The sequence below is a fragment of the Streptomyces sp. bgisy100 genome (assembly GCF_057709105.1).
Map to the genome: position 1 here is coordinate 13,730 of NZ_JBYITE010000015.1, position 16,646 is coordinate 30,375.

Annotated in this window: 16 protein-coding genes; 11 read left to right on the plus strand and 5 right to left on the minus strand. The window is 74.3% G+C overall.

Translation table 11 applies throughout. The annotated features are described in order from the left end of the window. The first annotated feature begins 74 nt into the window (after positions 1 to 74). From AC3EQ1_RS13035 to AC3EQ1_RS13055, 5 genes are all read left to right on the plus strand, one after another. Entirely contained in the window at positions 75 to 731 is a 657-nt protein-coding gene (locus tag AC3EQ1_RS13035) for a DedA family protein (protein WP_432094474.1), read from the plus strand. A gap of 91 nt (positions 732 to 822) precedes the next feature. Next, positions 823 to 1,377 carry a gamma carbonic anhydrase family protein gene (locus AC3EQ1_RS13040; RefSeq protein WP_432094475.1) on the plus strand — a complete coding sequence of 185 codons (555 nt, stop codon included), beginning with the start codon at positions 823 to 825 and terminating at the stop codon, positions 1,375 to 1,377. Between the two features lie 259 nt (positions 1,378 to 1,636). Beyond that, complete coding sequence (locus AC3EQ1_RS13045) at positions 1,637 to 2,722, plus strand: RNA polymerase subunit sigma-70 (protein ID WP_432094476.1); 1,086 nt, start codon at positions 1,637 to 1,639, stop codon at positions 2,720 to 2,722. Between the two features lie 185 nt (positions 2,723 to 2,907). Further along, a complete protein-coding gene (locus AC3EQ1_RS13050) occupies positions 2,908 to 3,798 on the plus strand; it encodes a hypothetical protein (RefSeq protein ID WP_432094477.1) in 891 nt (296 codons plus the stop codon). A gap of 105 nt (positions 3,799 to 3,903) precedes the next feature. Beyond that, positions 3,904 to 4,674, plus strand: a complete 771-nt coding sequence (locus AC3EQ1_RS13055) for an acyltransferase (protein WP_432094478.1) — start codon at positions 3,904 to 3,906, stop codon at positions 4,672 to 4,674. Positions 4,675 to 5,024: 350 nt separating this feature from the next. Here AC3EQ1_RS13055 and AC3EQ1_RS13060 read toward each other — a convergent pair whose 3' ends face one another. After that, positions 5,025 to 5,483 carry an EamA family transporter gene (locus tag AC3EQ1_RS13060; protein ID WP_432094479.1) on the minus strand — a complete coding sequence of 153 codons (459 nt, stop codon included), beginning with the start codon at positions 5,481 to 5,483 and terminating at the stop codon, positions 5,025 to 5,027. A gap of 92 nt (positions 5,484 to 5,575) precedes the next feature. Between AC3EQ1_RS13060 and AC3EQ1_RS13065 the strand changes: the two genes are divergently transcribed. Then, positions 5,576 to 6,148, plus strand: a complete 573-nt coding sequence (locus tag AC3EQ1_RS13065; protein ID WP_432094480.1) for a helix-turn-helix domain-containing protein — start codon at positions 5,576 to 5,578, stop codon at positions 6,146 to 6,148. A gap of 53 nt (positions 6,149 to 6,201) precedes the next feature. Beyond that, on the plus strand, positions 6,202 to 6,756 hold the full coding sequence (locus AC3EQ1_RS13070) for a YbaK/EbsC family protein (protein WP_432094481.1): 555 nt from the start codon (positions 6,202 to 6,204) through the stop codon (positions 6,754 to 6,756). A 67-nt stretch (positions 6,757 to 6,823) separates the two neighbouring features. Here AC3EQ1_RS13070 and AC3EQ1_RS13075 read toward each other — a convergent pair whose 3' ends face one another. Continuing rightward, positions 6,824 to 7,231: a CoA-binding protein gene (locus tag AC3EQ1_RS13075; RefSeq protein WP_432094482.1), complete on the minus strand. Its 408-nt coding sequence runs from the start codon at positions 7,229 to 7,231 to the stop codon at positions 6,824 to 6,826. A 59-nt stretch (positions 7,232 to 7,290) separates the two neighbouring features. Here AC3EQ1_RS13075 and AC3EQ1_RS13080 point away from each other — a divergent pair, with 59 nt between their 5' ends. The 3 genes from AC3EQ1_RS13080 (at position 7,291) to AC3EQ1_RS13090 (ending at position 12,238) form a co-directional block, all read left to right on the plus strand. Further along, positions 7,291 to 7,917 (plus strand): YigZ family protein, encoded by a 627-nt coding sequence (locus AC3EQ1_RS13080; protein ID WP_432094483.1) that lies wholly within the window; start codon positions 7,291 to 7,293, stop codon positions 7,915 to 7,917. A 62-nt stretch (positions 7,918 to 7,979) separates the two neighbouring features. Next, a complete protein-coding gene (locus AC3EQ1_RS13085; RefSeq protein ID WP_432094484.1) occupies positions 7,980 to 9,158 on the plus strand; it encodes an exonuclease SbcCD subunit D in 1,179 nt (392 codons plus the stop codon). Further along, a complete protein-coding gene (locus AC3EQ1_RS13090) occupies positions 9,155 to 12,238 on the plus strand; it encodes an AAA family ATPase (RefSeq protein ID WP_432094485.1) in 3,084 nt (1,027 codons plus the stop codon). The genes AC3EQ1_RS13085 and AC3EQ1_RS13090 overlap by 4 nt, the downstream gene beginning before the upstream one ends. A gap of 216 nt (positions 12,239 to 12,454) precedes the next feature. Here AC3EQ1_RS13090 and AC3EQ1_RS13095 read toward each other — a convergent pair whose 3' ends face one another. Together AC3EQ1_RS13095 and AC3EQ1_RS13100 are read right to left on the minus strand one after the other, a co-directional pair. Then, positions 12,455 to 12,826, minus strand: coding sequence for a toxin Doc (locus AC3EQ1_RS13095; protein WP_388852150.1), 372 nt, complete (start codon positions 12,824 to 12,826; stop codon positions 12,455 to 12,457). A 3-nt stretch (positions 12,827 to 12,829) separates the two neighbouring features. After that, positions 12,830 to 13,078: a hypothetical protein gene (locus AC3EQ1_RS13100; protein WP_351510841.1), complete on the minus strand. Its 249-nt coding sequence runs from the start codon at positions 13,076 to 13,078 to the stop codon at positions 12,830 to 12,832. Positions 13,079 to 13,514: 436 nt separating this feature from the next. On the opposite strand from AC3EQ1_RS13100, the gene AC3EQ1_RS13105 reads away from it, so the two are divergent. Further along, entirely contained in the window at positions 13,515 to 14,690 is a 1,176-nt protein-coding gene (locus tag AC3EQ1_RS13105; RefSeq protein WP_432094486.1) for a serine hydrolase domain-containing protein, read from the plus strand. 200 nt (positions 14,691 to 14,890) lie between these two features. Here AC3EQ1_RS13105 and AC3EQ1_RS13110 read toward each other — a convergent pair whose 3' ends face one another. Continuing rightward, positions 14,891 to 16,576, minus strand: coding sequence for a DUF885 domain-containing protein (locus AC3EQ1_RS13110; RefSeq protein WP_432094487.1), 1,686 nt, complete (start codon positions 16,574 to 16,576; stop codon positions 14,891 to 14,893). Between the last annotated feature and the right edge of the window lie 70 nt (positions 16,577 to 16,646).

The following is a 16,646-nucleotide window of genomic DNA, read 5'->3' on the forward strand; positions in this document are numbered from 1 at the left end:
GGGATCCAGTAGGCTGCCCGGCGTGCGTCCCACGGCGCGCCGGGCAGCAGGTCAGATCACGGGAGGAACCGGCATTGCACGTCCAGGAGTGGCTCGAGACGGTGCCGGCGCTCAGTGTCTACATCCTCGTGGGGGTGGTCATCGGGCTGGAGAGCCTGGGCATCCCCCTGCCGGGCGAGATCGTTCTCATCAGTTCGGCCCTGCTCGCCTCGCAGCACGGCGAGATCGACCCTGTGATCCTCGGCACCTGTGCCACCGCGGGCGCGATCATCGGTGACTCCATCGGCTATCTGATCGGCCGCCGGGGCGGCAAGCCGCTGCTGACCTGGCTCGGCGGGAAGTTCCCCAAGCACTTCGGGCCGCAGCACATCGCGGCCGCCGAGCGCTCCTTCGAGAAGTGGGGCATGTGGGCCGTCTTCTTCGGCCGCTTCGTCGCCCTGCTGCGGATCTTCGCCGGGCCCCTCGCCGGTGTACTCCACATGCCGTACTGGAAGTTCCTCATCGCCAATGTGCTCGGCGGCATCGTCTGGGCGGGCGGTACCACCGCGGTGATCTACTCCGTCGGCATCGTGGCCGAGGAGTGGCTGAAGCGGTTCTCCTACTTCGGCCTGCTCATCGCCGTCGCCATCGGCCTGGCCTCGTTCCTGGTGGTCAGGAACCGGACCAGGAAGGCCGCCGCGGCGCTGGAGCAGAGCGAGCTGGCCCCCGAGAGGGTCCCGGCCGCCGACTGAGCGGCGGATCCCTTGCCTCCGCCGTCCCCGCGGCGGCAAGATCGTCGCCGACGGTGCCCCGGCGGCGGGGCGGAGCGGCGAGGAGACGGCGATGACGGAGCGGGCACTGATCGCGGGCGTGGGCGGCCGGGAGCCGAAGATCGACCCGGACGCATTCACCGCACCCACAGCGGTGGTGCTCGGGGACGTCACCCTGGCCCCCGGATCGAGCGTCTGGTACCACGCCGTCCTCCGGGCCGACGCGGGGCCGATAGCCATCGGCCGCAGCAGCAATATCCAAGATAACTGCACCCTCCATGTCGACGTCGGCTTCCCGCTCACCGTCGGGGAGCGCGTCTCGGTGGGCCACAACGCCGTGCTGCACGGCTGCACCGTTGAGGACGACGTCCTGGTCGGCATGGGCGCCACCGTCCTCAACGGCGCGCACATCGGGGCCGGCTCCCTCGTCGCGGCCCAGGCGCTGGTGCCCCAGGGCATGCGGGTCCCGCCCGGTTCGCTGGTCGCGGGCGTCCCCGCGCGGGTGCGGCGGGAGCTCACCGCGGAGGAGCGCGAGCTCGTCACCGTGAACGCCGTGATGTACGGCGAGCTGGCCCAGCAGCACCGGGAGGCCGTCGGCGGGGCGGCGGACCGAGGCGTCGTGGACTGAGGCGGCGCGGGGACCGTGCTCCGGCCCTCGGGGCGTCCGCCCCACAGGGGGCATCGGCCGGGTGCCTGCCCGGCCGGTGCCCGGCCCGTTCCGCTCACCGCACTCGTGTGTGCACGGATCGCCGCTCACCACGAACAGCCGCTCGCGATGCGGCCCCGGCCCGGCCGGCGATGAGTTCTCCGTGTGGCAGCCGTCATAGGAAGCGACGGATGATCGATGGCGACCGGCAGCGGCCGCCGCACACGGACAGGGGCACGCCATGACCAGGACATCGTCGGCGCGGACGGAATCCGCGGCGGACCGCGCCGAGGAGAGCGCGGTGGCGGCAGCCGCCGGAGCGGGGGACGAGACCGCGTTCGCCGGGCTCGCGGAGCGGTACCGGCGGGAGCTCCGGATTCACTGCTACCGGATGCTCGGCTCCTTCGACGACTCCGAGGACCTGGTGCAGGAGACCCTGCTGCGGGCCTGGCGCAAGCGCGCGACCTACGCGGGCCGGGCGCCGTTCCGTGCCTGGCTGTACCGCATCGCCACCCACGCGTGCCTGGACTTCCTCGACCGTAGCCGGCGCACCGTCCCGCTGTCCGGCGAGGCCGCACCCGCGGCAGCCACCGGCGGCAGGCCGCTGCCCCCGGTGGCCGTTCCCTGGCTGCAGCCCTGCCCGGACGGGCTGCTGGGCCCGGTGCCGGCGGACGATGCCGCGCCGGAGGCCGCGGCCGTGTCCAAGGAGACCATCGAACTGGCCTTCCTGGCCGCCATCCAGCATCTTCCGCCCCGGCAGCGGGCCGTACTGATCCTGCGTGATGTGCTCGGCTGGCCGGCCAAGGACGCGGCGGCACTGCTCGACACGAGTGTGGCCGCGGTCAACAGCGCCCTCCAGCGGGCCCGTCCGGCGCTCCGCGAGCAGCTGCCCGAACGGCGGCTGGAGTGGCGGGCCGCCGCGGACCCGAGCGAGGAGGAACGGGCCGTGCTCCGGCGCTACATGGACGCGATCGAGCGGGCCGACGACGCGGCGGTGGCCGCGGTGCTCCGCGAGGACGTGCGGGTCGGCCACCAGGCGGGTGCGGGAGGCCACTTCGGTGCGGAGCCGGCCTGGTATGAGGGCCGGGACACCGTCGTGGCCGGCTGGGCGCCGGCGCTGCACGGTCCCGACGCACTGGAGTTCCGGTTCCTCCCCACCAGGGCCAACCGGCAGCCGGCGGCGGCGACCTACGTCCGCCGGCCGGGCGGCAGCGAGTTCCGGGCCTTCGCCCTGGCCGTGCTGAGCGTCGAGGAGGGCGGGGTGCGGGAGGTCAGTGTCTTCGTCCCCGACGTCGTCCCCGCCTTCGGCCTGCCCCGCACCCTGTGACGCGCCGACCGGGCGGCCGGAGCGGTGAGTTCCGGTGCTGCCGAGCGGTGGGCCGGGCCCGCGCGGGGCCTGTGCCGGGACGCCGGAAGGGCAACCGCCCGCGCGGCACCCGCGGGTGCCGCCGATGTCCGCGGCACTCGGTACGCTGCGGGTCCCAACGCAGCAGAGAATTGAGGAACAGCCGCATGGCCATGCGCAAGGCGACGATGAAGGAACAGGTCTCGGCGGCCATATCCCAGGCCGCGCCCGGTGACCGGGCCCTGGTGACCGTCGCGTCGCTCACCGGGCCCACGCCCTGGCTCACCGGAGCACTGGGCCTGATCGGACAACTGCTGGTGAAGTACTACTTCATCACCCTGACCGACCAGGCGGTGGTGTTCCACCGGATGCACCGGTTCTCCCAGCGGCCCAAGGAGGTCGCGTACGCCATCCCGCGGGCCGAGGCCCCGATGCTCATCAGCGAGGTGGCGCTCAATCCGCTGTGGAGCTGCTTCCATCTGATGCTGCCCGGCGAGCCGAAGCCGACCCGGCTCAACGTCCACCGTCTGTGGCGTGCGGAGTTGGAGCAGTTCCTCTCCGCCGTCGGCGGCCCGCAGGGCGCTCCGCAGCAGGCCATGCCGCCTCAGGGCTACCCGCAGCAGGCCATGCCGCCTCAGGGCTTCCCCCAGCAGGGCATGCAGCCCCAGGGCACGCCGCCCCAGGGCACGCCGCCTCAGGGCATGCCGCCCCAGGGCGCGCCGCAGTACGGCTACCCGCAGAGCCCCCAGCAGCAGCCCGGCCAGCCGGTCCCGCAGCAGCCCGGTCCGTACGGTCAGCCCGCACCGGCCCCGGCCGCGCCCGCACCGCAGGCCCCCTACGGCCAGCAGGCGCCCCCGGTTCCGCAGGATCCCTGGGGCGTGCCCGAGGAGTACCGGACCCACACGCCGCCGCAGCAGCAGCCCGGCCCCTACGGCGCTCCGGGCGCACAGCCCGGCCCCTACGGCGCTCCGGGCGCACAGCCCGGCCCGTACGGCGCCCCGCAGCAGCAGCCGGGTCCGTACGGTGCTCCGCAGCAGGGCAATCCGTACGGCGGCTGACCCGTGTCACCCCGGCCGGCGGGCGGACCGCCCGCCGGCCGGGTGGGGTGAAGATCACAGCCTGCGGCGTGCGGTGGCCGTCGAACTGCTGAGTACCGTGTGCGGGTGCCGAAAAACCGGAACACGTTCTCATCGCTCGGAGCCTGGCGGCGCCGGGCCGTCACCCGCGCGGTGCACCGCGGCTGGCGCTGGATGCAGGACGCCGGAGCCGTCACCGCCGAGCGTCCGGGCCGGCACCGGTTCGGCCGGATAGGCCCGGGGACCCGGCTGGCGTTCCCCCAGGGCACCGTCTTCGGAGAGCCGTGGATCCACCTCGGCGACCACTGCATCATCGGTGAACAGGTCACGCTCACGGCCGGGATGATGCCCGGCCTCGACCTGGGGCCGGAGCCGGTGCTGCGGCTGGGCGACGGCGTCGTCCTCGGCCGCGGCAGCCATGTCGTCGCCTCCCAGCCGGTGGTCTTCGGCAACGACGTCTTCTGCGGCCCGTACGTCTACGTCACCAGCGACAACCACTCCTACGACGACCCCGCGCAGCCGATCGGCCGGCAGTGGCCGCGCACCGCGCCCGTCGAGATCGGGCCGGGCAGCTGGCTGGGCGCCGGAGCGGTGATACTCCCCGGCGCGCGCCTGGGCCGGAACGTGGTGGTCGCGGCCGGAGCGGTGGTGCGGGGCGAGGTGCCCGACCACGCGGTGGTCGCGGGCGCGCCCGCCCGGGTCGTGCGCCGCTGGGATCCCGAGACCGGGTGGCAGCCCCCGCTGCGCACCCCGCCGCCGGTGCCGATCCCGGAGGACGTCACCCCGGAACAGCTGCGGGCCCTGGCGGAACTGGACCCGGACGGAACCGGAACCGGCACACTGGACTCCCCGGCCTGAGCCGGACGGAACGGTCCCGCGCCGACGGGCGGAGCCGGACCCGCATGCACGGCGGAAGCCGCCCCGGTGCAGGGCGGCGCCCCGCGCGCATGGCGCCGCAGGTCGCGCTCGCGGCGCGGGATGAGAGGACGCGGGTGAGGAGGTGCCGGTGATGAATCCTCGTACCCTGCGCATCCTGCTCGCCGCGGCGGTGGTCCTGCAGGGCATCGCGCTCGCGGTCTACGCGCTGCGGCGCTACTGAGCTGCGGCACTCCTGAGGTGTGGCACTCCTGAGGTGTGGCGGAAACGACTCCGGCCGGACCGTGAGCCCGAAGGCCCCGCGGTCCGGCCGGTGAACGGCGCGGGGAGCCTCAGCCCGCCGCCAGCAGCACGGTGCCGAACAGGGCCAGTCCCGCGCCCGCCGCCTGCACCGCCCGCAGCCGTTCGTCGAGGAAGCCGCGCGCCGCCAGCGCGGTGATCACCGGGTAGAGCGAGGCCAGGACGGCGGCGACCGTCACCGGACCCTGCTGCGCGGCGAGCGCGTAGCTGCCGTTGGCCGCCACATCGGCCAGACCCACGAACGCCAGGGCCGGCAGCGACGCCCGGATGACCCCCATGCCGCCCTCCTCGGGCAGCGCGGGCGCGCCGCGCCGCACCGAGACCCAGAGGGCCGCGCCGCCGACCACGACATTGGTCACCCGCACGACGGCGGCGATCGTCTGCGAGACGACGACCACGGTGAGGGCCGGGATGCGCCGCGTCAGCAGTCCGCCGCCGAAGTCGGCCAGCCCCCACAGGAGACTGGTGGCCAGAGCGAAGACGGCCGTCATACGAACCTCGCAGTACAGTGTGGTGAACGCTGGAGTCCAGCACAGCATAGTTGAAGAAACTAAACTGCTGCATCAAAAATATTGGACGGTACGTGACGGACCTCGACCACCTCACCCAGTCACTCGCCCGCAACCTCAAGCGCTGGCGCAATGAGCGGGGCTTCACCCTGGACGGGCTCGCGGCCCGGGCGGGCGTCAGCCGAGGCATGATCATCCAGATCGAACAGGCGCGGACGAACCCCAGTGTCGGCACCACGGTGAAGCTCGCCGACGCCCTCGGAGTCAGCCTCACCACCCTGCTCGACTTCGACCAGGAGCCCCGCGTCCAGATCGTCCCCGCCGACCGGGCGGTACGGATGTGGTCCACCGAGGAGGGCAGCTCCAGCACCCTCCTCGCCGGCACCCAGACCCCCGGACCGCTGGAGCTGTGGTCCTGGCACCTCGAGCCCGGCGACGGCAGCTCCTCCGACCCGCACCCGTCGGGCACTTTCGAACTCGTCCATGTCCGGTCCGGCGAGCTGACCCTCGTCGTCGAGGGCGAGGAGCACCTGCTCGCCCCCGGGACCTCGGCCAGCTTCGAGGCCAGCGGCACCCACGCCTACCGCAACGACGGCACCGAGCCGGTCGAGATGATGATGGTCGTCTCCGTACCGCCGGTGCGCTGAACGGCTCCGGGACGGCGGACTCCGGCCGCGTGCCCATTTGTTAGCGTGCCCGCATGCGCGCCCCCATCGGTCACTTCGACGAGGTCCACCCCGCCGCCGAGTGCCTGGACGACCTGGTGCCGCCCGTCGCGGACGCCCTCCGGGCGTGGAGCGGCCCGGTGCCCGTGGAGCAGCTGCTCTACGTCGACTCCGACCCGGGGAAGGCGGACACCGCCGTCTTCGCCGAGACCTACGGCCCCGGGCTCCTGGAGGCCTCCGCCAACTGCGTCGTCGTCGCCGGACGCCGGGGCGGGGAGACCACCCTGGCCGCCTGCATGGTGCCGGCGACCGCCCGGCTGGACGTCAACGGCGCCGTCCGGCGCCACCTCGGCGCCCGCAAGGCGTCCTTCGCCCCGCTGGACCGGGCCGTGGCGGAGACCGGCATGGAGTACGGCGGCATCACCCCGCTCGGGCTGCCGGGGGACTGGCCGCTGCTGGTGGACGCCGCGCTCGTCCCGGAGCCCTGCCTGGTCATCGGCAGCGGCAGCCGCCGCGGGAAGCTCCTCGTCCCCGGCGCGGCGCTCGCCGCGCTCCCCGGAGCCGTGGTGCTGGACGGCCTCGGCGGCTGAGCCCCGCCCCCACCGCCCCGCCGGTTCGGCCCCGCCGTTTCAGCCGCGCCGTTTCAGCCCAGCCGGATCAGCCCAGCCGGGGGAGCTCGATCGCCGGACAGCGGTCCATGACCATGTCCAGACCGGCGGCCCGCGTCCGCTCCCAGGCCGACTCGTCCACCACGCCCAGCTGGAACCAGACCGCCTTCGCGCCGATCGCCACCGCCTCGTCGGCGACCTGCCCCGCGAGATGGCTGTTGACGAACACATCGACCACGTCCACCGGGAACGGGATCTCCGCCAGCGAGGCGTACCCCGGCTCGCCGTGCACGGTCTGCGCCTTCGGGTGCACCGGCACGACCCGCTTGCCGTACCGCTGGAGCACTTCGGCCACCCCGTGCGCCGCCCGGCTCTCGTTGGTCGACAGACCGACCACCGCCCAGGTGTCACCGGTGCCGGTGAGGATCCTGCGGACCGTCTCTGCGTCTCCGTACATGCCCCGCACAACGAAGGACCCGCCGGGACCATTCCCGGAGCCCCGCATAGGCTGGCGTGATGCAGGACCAGTACCGGACGGTCGCGCGCGAGGGCGTGCACGAGATCGAGATCAACAAGTCGCGCTTCCGCTGCGCCCTCGCACCCGCGGCGACCGAGGAGGAGGCGCAGGAGTTCGTCCGGCGCGTCCGCAGGGAGCACCCCACCGCCTCCCACAACTGCTTCGCGTACGTCATCGGCGCCGACGGCGGTGTGCAGAAGGCGAGCGACGACGGTGAGCCCGGCGGCACCGCCGGCGTCCCGATGCTCCAGATGCTGCTGCGCCGCGAGGTCCGCTTCGTCGTCGCCGTCGTCACCCGGTACTACGGCGGGGTCAAGCTCGGCGCGGGCGGGCTCATCCGCGCCTACGGCGGCGCGGTCGGCGAAGCCCTCGACGCCCTCGGCACCCTCACCCGGCAGCGCTTCCGGCTGGCCACCGTCACCGTCGACCACCAGCGGGCCGGGAAGCTGGAGAACGACCTGCGGGCGACCGGCCGCGAGGTCCGGGACGTGCGCTACGCGGCCGAGGTGACCCTGGAGATCGGGCTCCCCGAGGTGGACGTCGACGCCTTCCGCGCCTGGATCGCCGACACCACAGCGGGCACCGCCCGGGTCGAACTCGGCGGCGAAGCATACGGAACCGTCTGACACCGGACCGAACCGCCCGTCTCCGCCCGGGGTGTCGTACCCCACCGTTACAGTCGAGGATCATGCGACTCCTGCACACGTCCGACTGGCATCTCGGCCGGTCCTTCCACCGGGTGAGCCTGCTGCCCGCCCAAGCGGCGTTCCTCGACCACCTCGTGGAGACGGTGCGGGAGCAGCGGGTGGACGCCGTCCTCGTCGCGGGCGACGTGTACGACCGGGCCGTGCCCCCGCTCGCCGCCGTCGAACTCTTCGACACCGCGCTCCACCGGCTCGCCGATGCCGGGGTGCCCACCGTCATGATCTCCGGCAACCACGACTCCGCCCGCCGGCTCGGCGTCGGCTCCCGGCTGATGGACCGGGCGGGCATCCATCTGCGCACCGATCCCGCCGGCTGCGCCGACCCGGTGGTCCTCACCGACGCCCACGGCGAGGTCGCCCTGTACGGGCTGCCGTATCTCGAACCGGCCCTGGTCCGGGAGGAGCTGGCTGCCGAGCGGACCAGTCACACCGCGGTGCTGGAGGCCGCCATGGACCGGGTCCGCGCCGACCTCGCCGACCGCCCGTCCGGCACCCGCTCGGTGGTGCTGGCCCACGCCTTCGTCTCCGGAGCCGCCACCTCCGACAGCGAACGGGACATCACGGTCGGCGGCGTCGCCGCGGTGCCCGCCACGGTCTTCGACGGGGTCGATTACGCGGCCCTCGGCCATCTGCACGGCTGTCAGACCGTCAGCGAACGCATCCGCTACTCCGGATCGCCGCTCGCCTACTCCTTCTCCGAGGTCCACCACCGCAAGAGCATGTGGCTGGTCGACCTGGGCCCGGACGGCGCGTTCGACGCCGAGCGGATCGACTGCCCGGTGCCCCGCCCGCTCGCCCGCATCCGCGGTCCGCTGGAGGACCTGCTGAAGGACCCGGAGCTCACCCGGCACGAGGACGCCTGGGTGGAGGCCACCCTCACCGACGCCGTGCGTCCGGACGACCCGATGGCCCGGCTCGCCGAGCGCTTCCCGCACGTCCTCAACCTCGCCTTCGACCCCGAACGGGACGCCGAGGACCCGCTCGCCTCCTACGCCGAGCGGCTCAAGGGCCGCACCGACCGGCAGATCGCCGAGGACTTCGTGGCCCATGTGCGCGGCGGCACCGGACCCGACGCCGGCGAACGGGCCGTCCTCGGCGGCGCCCTCGACGACGTCCGCGCCCGCACGGCGGCAGCGGAGAGCCGGAGCGAGGGGGTCCGGTGAGGCTGCACCGACTGCGGATCACCGCGTTCGGTCCGTTCGGCGGCACCGCCGAGGTCGACTTCGACGACCTCTCCGCCGCCGGACTGTTCCTGCTCCACGGCCCGACCGGGGCGGGCAAGACCTCCGTCCTCGACGCCGTCTGCTACGCCCTGTACGGCGGTGTGCCCGGCGCCCGGCAGAGCGGGCAGTCCCTGCGCAGCGACCACGCCGACGCGCTCACCCCGACCGAGGTCCTCCTCGACCTCACCGTCGGCGGACGCCGCCTGGAGGTCACCCGCCGCCCCGAGCAGCCGCGGCCGAAGAAGCGCGGCAGCGGCTTCACCCGGGACAAGCCGCAGACCTGGCTGCGCGAACGTGCCGAGGGGGAGTGGCGGCCGCTCAGCCGCTCCCACCAGGAGGCCGGCGAGGAGGTCGGGCAGCTCCTCGGCATGAGCAAGGAACAGTTCTGCCAGGTGGTCCTGCTCCCGCAGGGCGACTTCGCCCGCTTCCTCCGCGCCGACGCCGAGGCCCGCGGCAAGCTGCTCGGCCGGCTCTTCGACACCCGGCGGTTCGCCGCCGTCGAGGAGCGGCTCGCCGAACTGCGCTCCGCCGCCCAGCAGCAGGTGCGCAGCGGGGACGAGCGGCTGCTGGCACTGGCGCACCGGATGCAGCAGGCGGCCCTCCGGGGCCCGGAGCCGTCCTTCCCCGCGCTCGGCGGGCCGGACGGGGCGGCGCCCGCCGTTCCGGCGCAGCGCTCCGCCACCCGCGCCCGTCAGCGTACGGAAGAGGCGCCTCCGGTTCCCGGTGAGCCGGGACTCGCCGACCTGGTGCTGAGCGGCGCGGCGGTGGCCCGGGCCGGCGCCCGGGAGTGGCGCACGATCTGCGCCGCGGCCGTGCGCGCCGCCGAAGCGGCCCACGCCGCGGCCGTCGCGGAGCTGGAGACCGTACGGGAACAGGACCGGCTCCGGCAGCGGTACGACGCGGCCGTGCGCCGCCGCACCGCCCAGGACGCCCTGCGCGAGGAGCGGGAGAGCGCACGCACCCGGCTGGACCGGGCCCGCAGCGCCGACACCGTGGTCCCCGCGCTGCGGCTGCGCGACACGGCGGCGGCCGGGCACCGGGAGGCCGCGGCAGCCGCCGGGCGGGCCCGTGCCGCGCTGCCCGACGGCCTCCGGGAGGCGCCCCGCGGGACCCTCGCCGAGCTGGAGCGCGAGGCCCGCCAGGAGCTCGGTTCGCTGGCCGCCGCCCGCCGGACCGAGGAGCGCGGCACCGCGCTGGCAGCCGAACTCGCCGAGCTGGAGCGGCAGTCCCGTGCGGACGACGAGGTGCTGACCGAGGCGGCGCACTGGCTCGACCGGTGGGAGACCGTCCGCCGCGACCACCAGCAGCGGGTCGACCGGGCGGCGGAGGCCGCCACCCGCGCCGAACACCTCGCCGGCCGGCTCGAACCGGCCCGGCGCAGGCTGGACGCGGCCCGTCGGCGCGACACCCTCACCGGTCAGGTGCGCGCCGGGGAGGAGCGGCTGCTGGAGGCCCGTGGGGCCGCCGCCGCGGCGCAGGAGACCTGGCTCGACCTCAAGGAGCGCCGGCTGCTCGGCATCGCCGCCGAACTCGCCGCGTCCCTGCGGGAGGGGGAGCCGTGCGCCGTCTGCGGCGGGCGCGACCATCCTGCCCCGGCCCCTCTGGAGGCGGATCACGTCGGGCGGACGGACGAGGAGGCGGCCCTCGCCACGTACCAGCGGGCCGGCACCCGGCGGGAGGAGGCCGAGCAGCGGCTGCGCTCCGTACGGGAGGCGCTGGAGGCCGCGGACGCCGAGGCGGACGGCGCCGCGACCGACCGGCTCGCCGGGGAGGTCGCCGAACACCAACAGGCCCTGTCCGCCGCTCGGGCCGAGGCCGCCGACGCGCACGCCGCCCGGGAGGCGTTCGACCGCATCGAGCGCGAACACGCCGAACGCCGCGACGAACACCAGGCCGCCGAGCGTCGGGTGGCCGCGCGCACCTCGCGGCGGGAGACCCTGCTGAGCGAACAGGCCGCAGTGGAACGGGAGCTGGATCGCGTCCGCGGCAGCGCCCGGAGCGTCGCCGAACGCGTCACCGAACTGGAGCGGCGCGCCGCACTGCTGGAGACGGCGGAGGAGGCGGCCCACGCGCTGGAGCGCGCGGAGTCCCGCCTCGACGAGGCCGGGACCGGTCTGGCGGACGCCGCCGGCGCGGCCGGGTTCCCCACGGCCGAGGACGCCGCCACCGCCGTCCTGGCCCCCGAAGCCCGGCGCGCGCTGGAACACCGGCTCGCGGCCTGGGAGGCGGAGGACGCCGCCCTGACGGCCGAACTCTCCGCCCCGCAGCTCGTCGCGGCCGGACAGCGGTCCCCGGCCGACCCCGCCGTGGCACAGACGGCGCTCGACGCCGCCACCCGGCGGCTCCGGGACGCCTCCGCCGCGGACGAGGCCGCCCGCACCCGCTGCGCCGAACTGGACCGGCTGGGAACGCAGGCCACCCTGGACGCCCGCCGACTGGCCCCACAGCGCGCCGAGTACGAGCGGGTGGCCCGGATGGCTGCCCTCACCGCGGGCACCTCCGCGCAGAACGAACGGAAGATGCGCCTGGAGTCCTATGTCCTGGCCGCCCGGCTGGAACAGGTGGCGGCCGCCGCCAGCAGCCGGCTGCACCGGATGTCCGCCGGGCGCTACACCCTGGTGCACTCCGACGCCCGGAGCGGGGGCCGCGGCCGGTCCGGCCTCGGACTCCACGTCATCGACTCCTGGACGGGCAACGAGCGGGACACCGCCACCCTCTCCGGCGGCGAGACCTTCTTCGCCTCACTCGCCCTCGCCCTCGGCCTGGCCGACGTGGTGAGCGAGGAGGCCGGCGGCACCCGGCTCGACACGCTCTTCATCGACGAGGGCTTCGGCAGCCTGGACGAGCAGACCCTCGACGAGGTGCTGGAGGTGCTGGACTCCCTGCGCGAGCGCGACCGCACGGTCGGCATCGTCAGCCATGTCGCGGACCTGCGGCAGCGGATCCCGGCCCGGCTGGAAGTGGTCAAGGCCCGCTCCGGCTCGGCGGTGCGCCACCGGGCGTCGGAGGTCACCGGCTGACCGCCGCCCGCCACGAGCCGGCCACCGGCCACCCGGGGCCGAGCACCGCCCGCCCGGGGCCGCCACGGCCCACCCGCGGCCGGACCGGTACCCGTCGGCGGCTGGGCTCTGCCTGTCACCGGGACGCCGCCGCGCGCAGACGGCCGACGCTGTCTGCGGCTATGTCTGCGTCTGCGCCCGGTGCCGCGCCGGCTTTCCGCCGTCCGCCCGGGCGGTTCATATCCGCCAGGACCGGATCCGCCCCGCCGCGTCGTAGACCGTCGACTCACCGGACTGCAGGTCCTTGACCAGCTCGATGAGCGCGCCGTACGGCGGGTCGATGCCCTCGTGCGAGGCGTGCATGTAGGCCACGGCGACACCGCAGGCGAACAGAGCGTTGCGGGAGGGCAGCGGGCGCAGCTGCACCAGCGTGTGCAGCAGCGACGCCGCCCGCCAGGCGGCGTCGGCCTCCTCCCCTAACCGGGGAGTGTTGACCCGGTGCCGGGCCACGGCCGCCACCAGGGAGGAGTAGTCGTCGACTCCCGGGTCACCGGGCAGGATCTCCGTCTGGCGGGCCAGCAGCCAGCGGATGTCGATATGCAGATCCACCTGTCAGACGCTCCCGCTCCGGTTCCGCCGCTCCGCCGGGGCGTCGTCCGGGAACGCCGCGTCGAACGCGTCGGCGTTCTCCCGGACGAAGGACCGGAACACCTGGGACGCCTCGGCCATGGCACGTCGCTGTGCGAGGTCGTCGGTGACGGCCTCGCGCACCAGGGCCTTGAGCGTGACCCCTCGCTCCTTCGCCGCCTCACGGAGCTCGCTCAGCTCTTCGTCGCTGAAATCAATGTTCAGAGCGGGCATGGCGCTACGGTACTGCTCCGGTACCGGATCGCGCAGCGGTGCAGGTGGGAAAGGTTTCCCCGGGTACCGGCGGCGGTGCGCGAGCCGCCCCGGGGAGACGGGTGAACGCCGTGGTGCCGGGTGCGTCGCAGTGATCCGGCGCACCGCCACCCCGCCCCGCGCCCCGGCGACTCGCGGACCGCGCCCCGCCGCCAGACGGGGGCCCACCGCCTCCGTGACCTTCGGCAAGGCCATGACGCCCCGCTCCCGGAGCTCCGACGAGGCCCGGCACCACCCGCCAGACACCGCCCGCCCCCATCCGCCGGCCACAGGAAGGAGCAGCGCCGGAACTCGCCGCCCACCCGGGTGCGGCCGGCGCCCACTGTCAAGATCACGCGAACGTAGAATCGGTGAACTGTCCGAATTCCAGGGGGAATCTGTGCGATGTGACCTGCGCGTGCTCGCTGTTGCGACGGTGCTCTCGGCGGGACTGACCATCTCGCCCGGTATGGCCTCCGCGGCCCCATCCGACCGGCAGCCCCATGCCGCCGCACCGGCGTCGGCACCCGAACAGGTGCTGGACGCCGAGGCGCTGCGGACCGCGCTCGACAAGCTGACCGCCGCGGGCGCCCCCGCGGCGCTGGCCGAAGTACGCGTCGGTGACCGGGTCTGGTCCGGCGCCGGTGGTGTCCGGGACGTCCGTACCCGGCAGCCGGCCCGGCCCGGGGACCGCTACCGCGTCGCCAGCATCACCAAGGCGATGACGGCGACCGTGATCCTCCAACTCGCCGACGAGGGGCGGCTGACGCTCGACGACCCGGTGGCCCGGCATCTGCCCGGCCTGCTGCCGTACTCCGAGCCGATCACGCTCAGGCAGCTGCTCAACCACACCAGCGGTATCCCGGACTACTTCGACCGGCTGTACCCGACCGGGTCGGACGCCGAACTGGAGAAGAACCGCCACCGGCACGTCACCCCCCGGGAACTGGTCCGCTCGGTCACCGGGAAGCCCCTGGAGGGACGGGGCTCGTTCCGCTACTCGAACACCAACTACGTGCTGCTCGGCCTGGTGGCGGAGCAGGTGACCGGCCATCCCTTCGGACGGGAACTGACACGCCGGGTCTTCCGTCCGGCCGGGATGAAGGACACCTCGTACCCGATGGTGAGCCCGTTGCTCGGCGGCCCCCATGTCCGCGGCTACCGGCAGGCCGGAAACGGTCGGCTGGTGGACACCACGGTGTACACCCCCTCGGTCTGGGGAGCGGCGGCGGGCGTGGTCTCCACCAGCCATGACGTCAACCGGTTCTTCCGTGCCCTCTCGAACGGCACCCTGCTCTCCCCGGCACGTCTGAGGGACATGCGGACGCTCAACGACGCCGGGTACGGACTGGGGGTGATGGGCGGCGGGGACCTCTGCCCGGCCACGCCCGGCGACCGCGTGTGGGGCAACATGGGCAACGGCTTCGGCTATCGCTCGCAGTCCTGGAGCTCACCGGACGGCCGTCGCCAGGTCACGTTCGGCTGGACGGTGACGGTCCCCGGCGTCGTCGGGCCGGCCGGAGTGGAGAAGGCCGTTCAGGAATTCCTGACGGTCGCCCTGGGCGCCACCTGCGGGGCGCAGCAGGGCCGCTGACGGCGCGGGGCGCACGGTACCGCCGGTCCGGCGGTACGCCCCGGCAAGGCTGTACAACGTTGTCCGATCCGGCCCCGATCCGATCCGGCCCGATCCGAGGCGCGGAGACTCCGGGCCGGAGCGGCCCGCCCGCAACCGTCGGCGGCCGGTCCCGGCACACACGCCCGGCACCGGCCGCCGACAGGGCCACGCTCCGGCGGTCAGAGCCGGGACAGCTCGTCCACCAGGTCGTCCAGGCCCAGCGAGCCCAGCGACAGCGCCGCCATGTGCCACTGCTTGGCGTCGAAGGCGTCGCCGTGTGCCGCCCGGGCGGCATCGCGGCCGGTGAGCCAGGCGCGCTCGCCGAGCTTGTAGCCGATGGCCTGGCCCGGCATACCCAGGTAGCGGATGAGCTCGCTGTCCAGGAAGTCCGCCGGACGGCCGTTGTGCAGGCCGAAGAACTCCCGCGCCAGCTCGGGCGTCCAGCGCTCACCGGCGTGGAACGGGGAGTCCGCGGGGATCTCCAGCTCCAGGTGCATGCCGATGTCGACGATCACCCGCAGGGCCCGCATCATCTGGGCGTCCAGATAGCCCAGCCGCTGCTCGGCGTCGCGGAGGAAGCCCAGCTCGTCCATGAGCCGTTCCGCGTAGAGCGCCCAGCCCTCGGCGTTCGCGCTCACCATGCCGACCGTCGCCTGGTACCGGGAGAGCCGGTCGGCGACATGGGCCCACTGGGCGAGCTGGAGGTGATGCCCCGGGACGCCCTCGTGGTACCAGGTGGACACCAGGTCGTAGACCGGGAACCGGGTCTCGCCCAGGGTGGGCAGCCAGGTGATGCCCGGCCGGGAGAAGTCGACCGACGGCTGGGTGTAATAGGGGGCGGCGGCGCTGCCGGGCGGGGCGATCCGCGACTCCACCTTCCGGACCCGCTCGGCGAGTTCGAAGTGGGTGCCGTCCAGCTGGTCGATGGCCTCGTCCATCAGCCCCTGGAGCCAGACCCGGACCTCCTCGACACCCTCGATGTGCGTGCCGTGCTCGTCGAGGTGGGTGATGGCCTCCCACGGCGTGGCCGCGCCCGGCAGGACCTTCTCCGCCTCGGTGCGCATCTCGGCGAGCAGCCGGTGGTACTCCGACCAGCCGTACGCGTAGGCCTCGTCGAGGTCGAGGTCGGTGCCGTTCCAGTACCGCGACCAGCGGGCGTAGCGCTCCCGGCCCACGGTGTCCGGGCTGCCCTCGACCGCCGGGGCGTAGCTCTCCCGCAGCCAGTCCCGCAGGTCCGCGAAGGCCGCGGTCGCCGTGGCGGCCGCCATGTCGAGCTCGGTGCGCAGCTCCTTCGGGCCGTCGGCGGTGAACTCCGCGAACCAGCTGCGGTCCTTGCCGACCCAGTCGTCCAGCTGCTCGACGAAGGTCGCCACCTGGCGCGGCCCGGCGGGCAGCCCGCGGTCCAGTCCCGCGGCGAGCGAGGCGCGGTAGCCGTCCAGGGCGGCGGGCACCGCCTGCAGCCGCTGGACGACGGCGGCCCACTCCTCGGTGGTCCCGGTCGGCGTCACGGTCAGCACCGTGCGCAGGGCGTGCACGGGGGAGTGGATGTTGCTGACGGCGCGCAGCCCCTCCTGGGCGTCGTGCACCGCGAGTTCGGCGGTCAGCCGCTCCCGCAGCAGCCGGGCGCAGCGGCGCTCGGCGTCGGTGCCGGCGCCCGGCCGGGCCTCCGCCTCGGTCAGCCGCTCCAGGGTGTCGCGGGCCAGGTCGGCGAGTGCCTGCTGCCCGGCGGGGGAGAAGTCGGGGAGCCTGCCGGACGATGCGGCCACGCCCAGGTAGGTGCCGGTGATCGGGTCGAGTTCGATGAGGGCGTCGACGTAGGCGTCGGCGACCTGACGCGGCAACGGGCTGCTGTTGATGTCGGACATGGGCTCCATCCTCGTACGCGGTCGGGCACCGCGTCACTACCGGTCGCGGTCATGATCCAAACCACCTTCC